This is a genomic window from Mycoplasma sp. 394 (assembly GCF_054353895.1).
Genome location: NZ_JBTHHL010000002.1, coordinates 42338 through 56536 on the forward strand (window position 1 = coordinate 42338; position 14199 = coordinate 56536).

Annotated in this window: 10 protein-coding genes; all 10 read left to right on the forward strand. The window is 26.0% G+C overall.

The window, feature by feature from the left end; all coding sequences use genetic code 4:
- Positions 1 to 17: 17 nt before the first annotated feature.
- The 10 genes from ruvA (at position 18) to ACXYRQ_RS00955 (ending at position 14190) form a co-directional block, all read left to right on the forward strand.
- Entirely contained in the window at positions 18 to 611 is a 594-nt protein-coding gene (gene ruvA, locus ACXYRQ_RS00910; RefSeq protein WP_435128490.1) for a Holliday junction branch migration protein RuvA, read from the forward strand.
- Positions 592 to 1545, forward strand: coding sequence for a Holliday junction branch migration DNA helicase RuvB (ruvB, locus tag ACXYRQ_RS00915; RefSeq protein ID WP_458597482.1), 954 nt, complete (start codon positions 592 to 594; stop codon positions 1543 to 1545). Before ruvA ends, ruvB begins: the two co-directional genes overlap by 20 nt.
- Before the next feature lie 60 nt (positions 1546 to 1605).
- A complete protein-coding gene (secDF, locus tag ACXYRQ_RS00920; protein ID WP_458614515.1) occupies positions 1606 to 4098 on the forward strand; it encodes a protein translocase subunit SecDF in 2493 nt (830 codons plus the stop codon).
- A gap of 89 nt (positions 4099 to 4187) precedes the next feature.
- Entirely contained in the window at positions 4188 to 5213 is a 1026-nt protein-coding gene (locus ACXYRQ_RS00925; protein WP_458607252.1) for a glycosyltransferase, read from the forward strand.
- Positions 5213 to 5866: an RDD family protein gene (locus tag ACXYRQ_RS00930; RefSeq protein WP_458614516.1), complete on the forward strand. Its 654-nt coding sequence runs from the start codon at positions 5213 to 5215 to the stop codon at positions 5864 to 5866. The genes ACXYRQ_RS00925 and ACXYRQ_RS00930 overlap by 1 nt, the downstream gene beginning before the upstream one ends.
- Positions 5867 to 5875: 9 nt before the next feature.
- On the forward strand, positions 5876 to 8053 hold the full coding sequence (locus tag ACXYRQ_RS00935; protein WP_458614517.1) for an ATP-dependent helicase: 2178 nt from the start codon (positions 5876 to 5878) through the stop codon (positions 8051 to 8053).
- 1 nt (position 8054) lies between these two features.
- A complete protein-coding gene (locus ACXYRQ_RS00940; RefSeq protein WP_458614518.1) occupies positions 8055 to 9668 on the forward strand; it encodes an MHO_4530 family protein in 1614 nt (537 codons plus the stop codon).
- A 130-nt stretch (positions 9669 to 9798) separates the two neighbouring features.
- Complete coding sequence (dnaE, locus tag ACXYRQ_RS00945) at positions 9799 to 12753, forward strand: DNA polymerase III subunit alpha (RefSeq protein WP_458597470.1); 2955 nt, start codon at positions 9799 to 9801, stop codon at positions 12751 to 12753.
- Positions 12746 to 13633: a 5'-3' exonuclease gene (locus ACXYRQ_RS00950; RefSeq protein ID WP_458614519.1), complete on the forward strand. Its 888-nt coding sequence runs from the start codon at positions 12746 to 12748 to the stop codon at positions 13631 to 13633. The genes dnaE and ACXYRQ_RS00950 overlap by 8 nt, the downstream gene beginning before the upstream one ends.
- On the forward strand, positions 13609 to 14190 hold the full coding sequence (locus tag ACXYRQ_RS00955; RefSeq protein WP_458597466.1) for a dephospho-CoA kinase: 582 nt from the start codon (positions 13609 to 13611) through the stop codon (positions 14188 to 14190). The genes ACXYRQ_RS00950 and ACXYRQ_RS00955 overlap by 25 nt, the downstream gene beginning before the upstream one ends.
- Positions 14191 to 14199: the final 9 nt, after the last annotated feature.

The following is a 14199-nucleotide window of genomic DNA, read 5'->3' on the forward strand; positions in this document are numbered from 1 at the left end:
ATATTGTGGAGGAAAAAATGATACTTTATAAAATTGGTGAAATAGTTCACAAAAATAAAAATAACTTGATATTTGAAAACAAAGGAGATGGCTACATTGTAACTGTTCCAAGTATAAATCGCTTTGAATTAGGACAAAAATTGAAAATATACATTTATGAACATTCAACAGATTATCTACATAATTTCTATGGGTTTAAGGAATTTAAAGAAAGAATCCTATTTATGGATTTACTAAATGTAGATAAAGTAGGACCAAAAGTAGCGATTATCATCTTAGATAAAGGTTGAGAATTAATAGCAAATGCAATTGCACAAAATAATTGAGAAGAAATTGCAAAATGTCAATTTGTAAGTGAAAAAACAGCACGACTTATATGCTTAGAATTAGGTGATAAATGAAGAAAAATGGTTGATAAAAGCATTCAAACTAATTCTGAATCAACTGCAATGATTAATGAATTATCAAACACATTATCAACATTAGGATTCAAGAAAAAACAAATTGATTATGCGCTTTTAAATATTACTGAGAAAAAAGACTTTGATAAGATGCTTGAAGAAAGCATTGGTTTAATTACTGGAAATAAAGATGGAGAAATTAGAGCTTAGACCTCAAAATTTTGATGATTTTATAGGACAAAATCATTTAAAAAATACACTAAAAACAATTATAGAAAGTTCAAAAGTCCAAGACAAAGTACTTCCACATATACTTTTTTATGGTTCACCCGGTATGGGTAAAACAACATTAGCTACAATTATAGCAAATGAATATGGCAAAAGCATTCATTATGTTCAGGGAGCAAATATTGAGAAGAAATCTGATTTAATCAGTATGCTTTCTGTAATTAACGAAGGAGATATATTATTTATTGATGAAATCCATAGTATTAATAAAGCAGTGATTGAATTTTTATATAATGCAATGGAAGATTTTGTTTTTGACTTAATCATAGGTGTAGATGGTAATTCTCGATCGATGCGTATGAAGATAAAACCATTCACTTTGATTGGAGCAACTACTAAAATTAATGAAATAATCCAACCACTTAAGGATCGTTTTGGCTATATTGGTAGAATTATTAATTACACAAAAGATGATATTATACGAATTCTTGAGAATACATGTACCAAATTGAATATAAAAGTTGCAACTGAAATTTTAGAAATTTTATGTGAATATTCAAGGTTAACACCTAGAATTGCAAATCACATCATTCAACGTGTTCACGATTTTGCTATCTCTCATAATAATGGTATTATTGATAAAAAGATTACTAAGAAAACTTTAAGAAGTTTGGAAATTTATAAATACGGATTAACAAACGAACATATTCAGTATTTAGAAATTCTAAAGGATGGTTTTGATCAAAATAGTGTGTCATTAAACACTATTTCAGGTCTAACTATTCGAGAAAAAGGCGATATCCTAACTGAAATTGAACCGATTTTGCTTTATCTTAATTTAATTGAAAAAAGTTCACGAGGAAGGAGAATTACATCTAAAGGGATTGATTACTTAATTTCACAAAAAATATTATAACAAATACTAAATCTTACTAAAAAAAACCATAAATTGTGGTATATTATATTTATGAATAATATGAAAAAATTATTATTTTCAAACAAATTTTTTAGATCCATAATAAGTATTTTTATGCTCATTTCTGCAATTATTACGATTGTGTTTGGTAGCATTTTTTATATTGGTAAATCATCGAACACATCCATAGATTACACTAATGGGATTAAAACTGTTATATCGGTGAAATATAATGGTAATTTAGCAAATGCTTCTGAAACAGAGAAAGTTAATCTAGATATTGCAAAGAGAATTAGTGGTAGCAATGTTACAACATTATCCGATGGTTATTTGTTGGTAAATAAAAGCGGAAATTTTAACGATGATGAAAAATCAAAATTTGAACATCAATTGGTAGATAAACCAAGTTTATTAATTACGGATTCTGATTTAAGACCATTATTCTTAGAAGGTAAATATAATTCTAATCTTAGTTTAGATACTGCTGATTATGATAAATTATTCCCACCATTTAAAAAAGATGGTGCTAGTTATACACCTTCAAATTTTGATAATTCAAACTTTATATCTATTGCTGTTTCAGAAAATTCAGAATGGGCACAAGCAACTGAGGGTGTATTAAGATCGAAAGATAAACATATGCTTTTTTGACTTAATTATAAGGATTTAGAATTAATTGCAAAAAATGATGCATCAGGTTGACAAAAAGCAAACAAAAATCTTTGAAATTATGTACATGTTAATGAACGTGTTAGGGAACCAAATGCACAAAAAGATAACTTGATTAAAGAAAACCTTAAAAAATATTTTATCGGTAGTTTATTGATTAATCAAAACGGACAACCAATTCTTCTATCAAATAATTATACAAATAATCAAGCTACAGATTTGGCAAATGAGATTAATTTTGCACTTGATGATTATAAATTAGATCTTGTTTCAAGTGTATATGCTCATCAAGAAATTGATAATTCTACAATGTTTTATACAATGATTGCTGCAATTACTATTTTTGTAGTTCTTTCTATCTTTATGATAGTTAATTATGGTATTTTAGGAGCATTAAACACTATTTCTGCAGCGTTATATATTTTCCTAACATTATTAATCTTTACAGCATTACGAGGGGAATATTCACCATACACCTTTATTTTTGTTATTTCTAGTTATTGATTCTTTTTGGATACTAGTATTTTACTTTTTGATCGAATGAAGCATCGGATAAAAAAAGGAGATACTCAGAAAAAAGCAATCAAAAATTCATATCGCGATTCAGTTAGGTCAATTGTTGATACGAATATTTTAATCCTAATACTTGGTATATTTACCTATTTCCTTGGACAAAACACATTTAATATTGCTTCGGTAATATATGTAATCGCTTCAGTCTTTTTAGTTTTTGTTGTTTTAATATTTAATAAATATACTCTTGAATTTATAATAAATAATGGTTTTGAAAAAAAGAATTGAATTTATGGAATTTATCGAAAAACAGACACATTACCTAAATCAAACTTTTCAAAAGTTAATTGAATAAAAACATCTAATTACTTAATTATTTTTATTTTCATTATAATAGTAGTTGGATTAATTGTTTTTATTGCTTTATCTACAGTTTATAAAAATACATTAGCATCATTTAGCATTGATACAAATGCAGGTCGTGGAACAATGTTTTTTATTACTGATAATTATAATAATTCGCATTTAGGTTTATCCAACTCAATTGCAAAAGAATTAGTAAATAAACTAAATGAAAATTCAGAACTGAAATCTTATAACATAGTATATAACATAGCAAGAAATTCAAATTATGATTACTATAGCATCATTGCAACATCTAAGCAAAATTTATCGGGTCAAGAAATTATCCAGATTCAAAAAATAATAAAAGGTGCAACCGATATAAGTTTAAAAATTGATTTTATCAAACTTTCTAACAAAGAACTCAGCAAATCATTAGTTATTTCAATTATTTTATTTGCTATTTTCTCTGCATTAATTGTAATTTACTATATTATCCGAATAGGTATTACATATGCTGTAGCAGGTTTATTAGGATTTATCTTATTGTTTTTAAGTCTATATGCAATTTTATTCATTACTAGAGTACCATTAAATAATTATGTTCTAGTAGCATTCTTAATCTTGGAATCAATATATATTTATATTACAACTACTTTATTTGCCAACATCAAAGAAGTAATACGACATAGATACCATCAACACAGTTTGTCAAAAACGGATGTTAAATTAGTTATAAACGATGTAATTAGCAAATCGATTACTAAGTTTATTTATCTGCTCATAATAATAATGATCACTTTAATCATTTTAATAGCTCTTAATAAAACAACAAACCTATGATTTGGTGTCTTTATGTTGCTTGGATTATTAATATTACTTATATCAAGTTTATTTGTTACAACAAGATTTTTTGTATTCTTTGAACAAATACATCAAAGAATTAAAATCAATCGTGATGCAAGTGGTTATTGAGAAGTTAATAAAACAGAAGAGCAAGTCTTCAACGGGATTAACGATTATAAATAAAAATGACTTTTCACAGTTTGAAAGGTCATTTTTAATGAATTTATGCATAAATATGATAAAATTAATGTTATAGTAAATAAGGAGTTCAAATGAAGCTTTCATTGATTTCGCTTGATAATAAATATAAAAAAGATGTTAAAAAATATTTAAAAGATTTAGTTGAACAAGATAACCAGGATTTTGAGGTTATTTTATGCCTTAATCATAGCAATGAAGAAGCACAAGTTATGAAGGTAATTAGTGAATATTACGACTTCTTTAAAGAACGCTTAATTGTTATATATAACAGTAAAATTAATTCATATCAGTATAACTTACTTAGTGCTTTTAAACTCGCTAATGGCGATTTTATCGCTGTAATAAATAGCAAAAGTCATTTAAAGAAAAATTATGTTTCTGAAATAGTCAATCAAGCAAAATTTTATGATGTTGATATATTAGAACTTAAACCAAGAATAATTGGTTCTATTAGTTGAAAACCCAAACTTCGACAACAAATTGATAAGTCTGTTTTAATTAGCAAAAATAAATCAGTAATTGCATATGCTTTCCCTTTTATTTTTAATAAAATTTTCAAAAAACAACTAGTAAAAAAGGTAATAAATTATATTCCTGCAAACAATTATGATACTAAAATGTGTATTGAAATAAATTATATTTTATTATTAGAAGCAAAAACTTATATGTATTTAGATTACAGAATATATCGTGAATATTTTGATTCTGATATTTGATTTAATACCAAATATTTCCTTGGTAGTTTTAATGGAATAGAAAAATGAATGCTAAATAAACCAATTGAAGATAGATGTGCTGAAGAATTTATATATGCTAAATCCTATTTTATTAAGTTGCTTTTAACTGGATTTTTAACTGGTACTTCTTTAATGTATCGTACAATTTTCTTTAATGAAAGAAGTATAATTAAAGAAAAAAGAAGTAAATTTTTACTTGATAAACATTTTGAGTTATTAACGAAGTTAGAAAACCAATTTTGTGCAAATAATTACGATTCATCAAATCCATATATAAGAAAAACATCAACTGAAGCTTCACTGATTTTATCTGATAGCAAGAAACTTCGCAAAATACCTATTTTGTCAGCATTAGAATAATGTATCAAAATGTTAATTTTTTAAGAAGATTTACAATCGATTTAATAAATTTTATTATTTATGCAATAGTTATTTATTTAATCTTTTGAGGATTTTCACATAATTCAGTTATAAAAGAAAAAATAAATGCTTTAAATTACTATTTAGCATTTGTTATCGCAATATTTTGATCAAATTTATATTATTTCTTTTTCCCTTGACTAACAAAAGGAAAAATGTTCGGTGAATATATTTTTAAATGTAAAGTAATTGACACCGACAGTAAAGTATTTAAGATAAAAATGCTCTTAAAGAGAAATATTATTGCTGCATTTTTTATATCATTTATTTTTTTATTTTTTCTTGCGACTATTTATCCATCTGATATAAAAGTTACAGATAAAAAAATCCCACAACTCAATGAAAGTATCAAGAATGATATTGCTATTAAAGTTAGCACTACCTTATTTTCTATACTTGGTTTTACTAAATTTGCTAATTATTCTTTATTAGTTTTTTGAAAAAAAAGACTTTCATTAACTGATTTTTTAACTAACTCAAGAGTGGTTTTTAATAAACAAATTGAAGCAACTTCAAACAATCAATATATATTAGAACCATTTCGCTATCAATGAAGACAAATATATCGTAGTGATCAATTTAACTTACCATAAAGGAAGCATATGAATATAAATAAGAAGATTAATTTGCTTGCTGATCTTAATGAACATCAAGCACAGGCAGTTAAATATTTCGATACCCCTTTACGTATTATAGCAGGAGCCGGAACAGGGAAAACTAAGGTACTTACTCGAAAGGTATCCTATTTAATCAATGCATATGGAATTTCTCCAAGTAAAATCCTAGCTGTAACCTTTACTAACAAGGCTGCACAAGAGATGTCGGGTAGAATTCAAAAATACTGTAATGAAAGCAAAGATAAGCTTAACATTATGACATTTCACTCCTTTTGTGCTGGTATTTTGAAAAAAGAAATTCATTTATTAGGATACAAAAATAATTTTATTATTATCGATGAAGCTGATAAAGAACAAGTTCTAGCAAAAATATACAAAGAATTTGATATTACAACAAATGAAGTAAGTTATAAAAGTGCATTGCAACATATTTCTCACATAAAAAACTTTAATAAAAACATTTCTGATTTATATAAAGAAGAAGGTGAAAAAAGTATTTTAAACAAAATTTATGTACAATATACTAATTATTTAGCGCAAAATGGAGCATTAGATTTTGATGATTTAATTTTACAAACTAATAATTTATTTACATTACGTCCCGATGTTTTAACAAAATATAAGAATAAATATGATTATATTTTAATTGATGAGTTTCAGGATACATCGGTGCTGCAATATCAAATTATTAAGAGTATTATTACACCACATACACATTTAACAATTGTAGGTGATCCAGATCAAACTATATATAATTGACGAGGAGCAGATGTTAATTTAATTTTAAATTTTAACAAAGATTTTCCAAATGCTAAAACAGTTGTTTTGGATGTTAATTATCGTTCTACAAAGAAGATTTTAGATGCTGCTAATAAGTTAATTAAGCATAATAAAATTCGTTTTAATAAAGATTTAGTTACTGATAATGAATCGGGAGTAAATATTAAATATATGCATAGTTTCAACGAAGAAGCAGAAGCTCGATGAGTTGTAAATGAGATAAACTTACTTAAAAAAGAGAAAAATCAACTTAAATCGATTGCTATTTTGTATCGTTCTAACTTTTATTCACGTGCTTTTGAACAAATCCTTATTGAAGAAGGAATTCCACATCGGATTATGAATGGGACTAAGTTTTATCAACGTAGTGAGGTCAAAGACACAGTTGCATTTTTAAGAGTAATCTTTAACGGTCATGAGTTATCAATGCAGCGGATTATTAATGTTCCAAATCGTGGTTTAGGTGAAAAAAATCTTCAAATCATTAAACATTTTGTTGATTCAACTAATGAAAACAGTACCTTAACAGCATTGATGAAAAACTGAAGTAGATTTATTAAGGAACATCGTTATGTTTCGGAAAAAATTAAAGGTTTTATCGGTTTAATTGCCAGATATCATAAAGCCTTGATTAAACCAAAAGCAAAAATTGCACAAGTCATTGAGTTTTTCTTAAAAGAAATACAATATTTTAAATTTATTGAAAAAAACAAAAATCTACGCGGAACTGCCGAAGAAAATGTTAATGAATTAATTAACTCAATTGCGATTTGGGAAAAGAAAAATCCAGATAAAACAATTGAAGATTATTTAAATTATATTAATTTCTTATCTGTAAATGATGATTCAGATGGTAATACCAATTTTGTTACTTTGATGACTATCCATTCAGCTAAAGGATTAGAATATGATAACATCTTTTTAGTCGGGCTTACTAAAGGAGTTTTTCCGACTCAAAGATTGTATGATAAAGATAACAAAATCCTTGATGAAGAGATGCTTGAAGAAGAACGCAGATTAGCATATGTTGCTGTAACAAGGACAAAAAAGAAATTATTTATAAGTTCATCACGAGGCAAAATAATCGGAACAAATTTAGATAAGGAACCATCTCAGTTTGTAAATGAAATAGGAATTAATGTGCAAGATTCGTTGATTGCCGGCTCAAACTACGGATTAGATTTAAGCATTACAAACGAAGATGAAATCAAATCAATTAATTCAAAAATGATTATAGGGGATAAAATTTCGCATACAATGTTCGGTGAAGGTGAAGTAGTTGATTTAGGTGATAACAATGACGCTGTGATAAAATTTAAAGATGGAGAAACGCGAACGTTAAATAAAACCCATCATTCTATTCGGATTTTAAAAGAGAGATAAGATGCTGCTTTGAATTATTTTAGCTATTATTTGTGCAATTTTAATTTTAATTATCATAGTTGTTTTTGCTTTGGCTATTTTTTATCTATATCGCCGAAGTGCATCTGGTGTTATTTTGTTTAAAATTGATTATAACAATAAGCGAGTAATACGATTAAATCCAAGGTTTTATTTTCTATCAACAATTTTTGATTCTAAAAAAAGTGATTTTAAAATGTATAAGTATATACCATTAAAAAAATTTTTAGAATATTTTGATTCAGAGAGTATAAGCGAGATAGAAGTTATCTTAGAAAATCAAAATAATAATTTTTCGTTGCAAGATTTACAGGTTTTTATAAATAATAAAATTCGTAATGACTTTAGTTTTATTGACAAACTTATTTTTAGATTTGATAGAAATTTTACTCACAAAAAACCTTATCATATGCAAGTTACAAACAACCAAAAAGGTGAATTTTTTTGTCAGATTAAATGAACAAATTTTAGAGAAAACAAACCATTAAATATCATAAATAATTCATATGAAGAAAAAACAAATATAAGACTCGGTTCATATATAGTTTTGGGTTTTGCTTTAAAACCACATACCTTAATTTCAAATCATATAAATGATACAGATTTAAGTAATATTGGTTATTTATTTAATTTTAATATAAAGAAATCATACTTTTTTAATAAAGATGGAATGATTTATTTTCTTATAAAAAAGAATTTTTTAACTAAAATAGAGCATTATATTAATAAAGTAAAAAACATCAATGAATTATCATTATATACACAAATATTACTTGCAGCAACGGTATTTGAACGTAAAATTGATTCGCTAAATCAAATATCAGCAGTAGAAGAAATTTTAAAATTTTCATTATATAACATTATTGCAAAACCAGATTCATACAATGAATTTCTTAATAAAAAACTAATTGAAAAAGATAAAGAGTTTTTGAAATTTAAAACAGATTTATCGCAATATTTATTTATTAATAATAATTTAGATGAAAATTTTAATATTAGCAAACACAAAATATTAAAATATAATTCCAATGATGTCACAAGATTATCAGTAGCAGAATTAAAATGCAAAAATAATTTTGAAAACAATAAAAATTTTATATTATTTAAAAATAACCCTTACTTAAACTTTATTTTCCAACCAAAATGAAATGATTTTTTATCGCAAAAATTGACAAAAAAATCAAAAAATAAGTTATTTAAAATTTCTCAGGAAGTTTTTTTGCAAGATAATTTTTTTATAACACAAGAATCACCAATCCCACTAGTATATAGCGAAAAAAATATATTTGATGTTCCAAAACTTAAACAGAAAATATCGGAAAATTTAAAAAAGCGTATTGCAACAACATTATATGTTAATACAATTGACAAAAATTTATTTAATATAATAAACGATGTTAAATTAAAAGCTATTGTAATAGGAAAGGATATATCAAAAAAAATTCATTTAAACAATAACATCTTCTTAGAAGTGTTTTCATTAGTTACATTAGCAAAGAATCGCAACATTCTTATAATATATGAAGATATTATTAAAAATATTGATACATATATAATGGAAAAAGCAGAAGTAGAATATTTTTATACATCTGAATAACTAATTGTAATCTACCTTTTTCTCCTTTGTAAAGGTGGGAAAAGGTATTTTTTATATATATAACTTGTGAATAAGTATGTTAATAATATTATTATATTTATTTAAAAAATAAATATAATAGAATTTAAATATGAGAAAAAAAATCTATCTACATACAAATACTGAATATTCATTTTTAAATTCTACAATTAGGGTTGCTGATTTGCTGCATTTAAGCAAACTAATGAATCAAGAATATATCACCTTAACTGACTTTCAAAATTTTTATGCTTTGCAGTATTATTGAGAATTTATGGATGAATATGATTTTAAACCTATCATAGGAGTTGAATTAGAACTTATCCAAGGTTTTAGAGTTATTGCTATAGCAAAAAATAATAATGGATTAAATTACTTATATAAAATCGTTACAAATATTTCACAAAGTCAAATCCCTGATTATTATTACCTTGATAATAATGATATTTACTTAATTGATCATGATGAATATGGACATATAGCAAAAGAAATTAATTTAGATTATTATTTAGATAATTTCTATCTTAATTCAAAAAAAGTATTACATCATCAAAGTGTTTATGCTCCAACCAAAAGGATTCTACATTTTGATGACAATGAACTATTACCTATCTTAACTTTTATAGCAGGCAAAAACGAAACAATAAGAGTATATAATGATTATTTTGATGATAATGAATTTGAAGATATTGATGAGATAGTTTATCTAAATATGCTAAAAATAGTTGAATCAATATCAATTAGTAAACCTGATTCAAAAATCAAATTAGCAAAGTTTTCCGAAAATTCCAAAGAAATATTTCAGTCAAAGGTATTAGGTAAACGCTACCAGCAACTAATTAAACATTATGATAAAGAACAAGTTATTCAAAGAATTAAACATGAAGTAAAAGTGATTGATTCGCTTGGATTTATTGATTATTTTTTAATTATTCATGATGCACTCTCTTATGCCCGCGAGCATAAGATAAATATCGGACCAGGTCGGGGTAGTTCATCAGGTTCCTTGGTAGCATATTTATTAGAAATTACATCGATTAATCCACTTGAATTTGACTTACTTTTTGAAAGATTTTTGAATGTCGATCGTGTGTCATTACCTGATATTGATATTGATATTCAAGATAACCGTCGCGATGAAGTATTAAGTTATTTAAAACAAAAATATGGAAGCGAAAATTTTGCATTAATATCGACTTTTCAGACATTGGCTAGTAAAAATTCAATTCGCGATGTTGCTCGTTATTTAATTTCAAAAAATTTAATCAATATCAGCAAAACTGAAATAGATAACATTGCATCAACACTAAGTTTAAATGATAAAAACCTTTTAGATGCTTACGAAAATAATTCAAAATATAGATTACATATTTCTAAATTTCCTTTATTACATCAACTAGCATCAAAAATTGAAGGACTGCCACGACAGGTTGGTTTACATGCTGCTGGTGTAGTGGTTGCAAATCAACCAATTAATCAATTAGTAGCAACTCATTATAATGATAATAGTTTTCAACAAATAGAAATTACAATGAATTATTTAGAACGTTTCGGTTTAATTAAGATAGACTTTTTAGGACTAAAAAACCTTACTTTTATACAAGAAATTGAAAACCAACTACCTGAAGAAAACCATTTTGATAATATAATGAATCAATCTTATTCACTTTTTAATGATAAAATAACATTTGATTTATTAAACAAACAATATACTGATGGAATTTTTCAACTTGAATCTCCTAAAATGAGACAAACTATAAAACAAGTGCATGTTGATAGTTTTGATGATATTTATGCAATTATTTCACTATTTAGACCAGGACCTGCAAAATATATACCGATATACGCTAAAAATAAACAGAATATTCACTTAATCGAAAAAGTACATCCGATTTATGATGCTATTGTGAAGCAAACATATGGGATTATAGTATATCAAGAACAAATTATGCAAATAGCTCAAAAATTGACAGGGATGACTTTTTCACAAGCAGACCTTTTACGTCGTGCAATTTCTAAAAAAGATGAGCAAGAGTTACATAAATTAAAAGGTTTATTCTTTGAAGGTGGACTAAAAAATAATATTCCAGAAGAAAAGCTTGAAGAAATTTATAGTAAAATAGAAAGTTTTGCAAATTACGGATTTAACAAAGCTCATGCTGTCGCATATGCATTGATAGCATATAAATTAGCCTATTATAAAACACGCTATCCACAAATTTTTTATCAAGCATTATTATCAGATGCAGGGATAGATTCATCAAATATCAAAAGATATTCAGAAGAGGCTTATATGCAAGGTATTTTAGTTGTAGCTCCTGATATTAATATCTCTGGTGCCTCAGCAGTGTTTTGAAAGGATCGTATTTATCTTTCCTTGCAGATTATCAAAGGTATTGGTTCGGTTGCTGTAACTAAGATTATCAGTGAACGCAGTAATTACGGATATTATCCTGATTTTATAACTGCTATTTTAAGATTAAAAAGGGTAGGTATTGGTGAAGCAGTTATAGATATTTTAATTAAAGCAGGAGTTTTCAGAAGCTTTGGTGGAGTTAAATATTTACTTACTATGATTCCAACTATTAATGAACTTTTTGCCGCCTATCAGATGCAAGTAAAAAGAAGTTCGGAAAATTTAGATGATTTTGATTTTTTATTAACATATATATCAAATGCACAGGTCTCACAAATGATATTTCCACCAGTTACCGAAGATTTAACCGAGCAAGAAGCATATGAAATTAAATATTTAGGGGCCAAATATACAACGGATAATAAAGAATATTTAAAAAAATTAAAAGATGATCATATTCCGTGTCTGATTAATGTTAATGAAGTAGGTTTATGAATCGATGTTGAGATTTTATCAGTTAAAAACGGAAACAATCCTAGACACACAAAGGTAAAAGTTAAAGATATTTCAGCGGTTGTAGAACTGCAAGGTTGAAGTCAAAATATAAAAAATTTATTAAATCGAAAACCAAAAACACGAATTCGAGCATTTGTAAAAAAGCGCAACGGATTTTATAATCTTATCGAATACAAGGAACTAATCAATGACTAAGCAAGAAATTTCATTAGTAATAGATGGAAATTATTTAATTTTTCAATCTTTTTATGCATCATATCGAGGCGATTTAACTAATATTTTAAGAAACGATGAAGGTTTTCCAACTAATGCATTACAACTATTTTTAATGCAAATGATTAAGTTAATTAAACACATAAAACCAAAATACCTTTTCATCGCTTTTGATGCACCAGGAAAAACGAAAAGACACTTGCAATATAGTAAGTATAAATCAGGTCGTGCTTCATCTCCGAATGAGCTATATTTGCAAATTGATAAAATCAAAGAGATTTTAAGTGTGTTAAAATTACCATGATTTCAGCAATTTGGTGATGAAGCAGACGACCTTGTTGCAACTTATGTCACAAAAATACCAGGTAAAAAGTTTATTTTTTCAGCCGATAAAGATTTATTACAATTAGTTAGTTCAGATGTTGAAGTTATATTGAATAAAAAAAATGAATATCTTCATATTAATGAGCAAAATTTTGTTGAATTTTATCATATAAAACCTAATCAAATAGCTACATATAAAGGTTTAAAAGGTGATCCATCGGATAATCTACCTGGAGTATGTGGAATTGGTGATATAACAGCAATTAAGTTAATTAAGGCTTTCAATGACTTTGATAATATCTATAAAAATATCGTAAACAGCAATCTCTTTACCAAATCAATTAAAGAAAAACTTTTAGCAGGTTATAGTGATGGAAAAATGTGCTATGAACTGGCAAAATTAAACACAGATGTAAGTGATTTTGATCTGAATATCCAAAAATATCTGCTCAACATCGATTTAGAAGCTGCAAATGATGTTCTTGATCAACTACAACTTAATACGGTAAAATCATGACTAATAAAACTAAAAAAATAGCAATTGTAGGTAGAATCGCCTCAGGAAAAAGTTATTTTCTTAACACATTAGCTTCCTTGGGCTATAAAACCATAAATATGGATGAATATGTATTAAATATATATCAAAATGATTTAGCCTTTATCAAACTGATACAATGCAGCATCGGAGAGTTTTTAATAAAGGATGGTAGAATATCAAAACAAGTTTTAAAAGATTGATTAGCACTTGATTATAACAATTTTGAAACTCTTGAAAGACTTTTATATCCATATTTAAAAACAAAATTACTACAAGAAACATTTGATTTTGTTGAAATACCAATTTTATTTACTCAAATAACAGATTTTAGTGACCTTTTTGATGAAATTTGAAATATGTCTATATGTCCGAAAAAGCGCAAGGAATTTGTTAATAAGCGCTTTGTGGAAAAGTCATTTTTTGAGTATTTAGATAAAAAAAATAACTATAAATGAACTAAAAACGAATTTTTTAGAAACAAAAGGGTTGTGAATATCCCTATGAGAAGTCGTGATACTAAGCAAAAAATTATGAAAATTCTGCAAAAATATAAATAAGTATTTAAA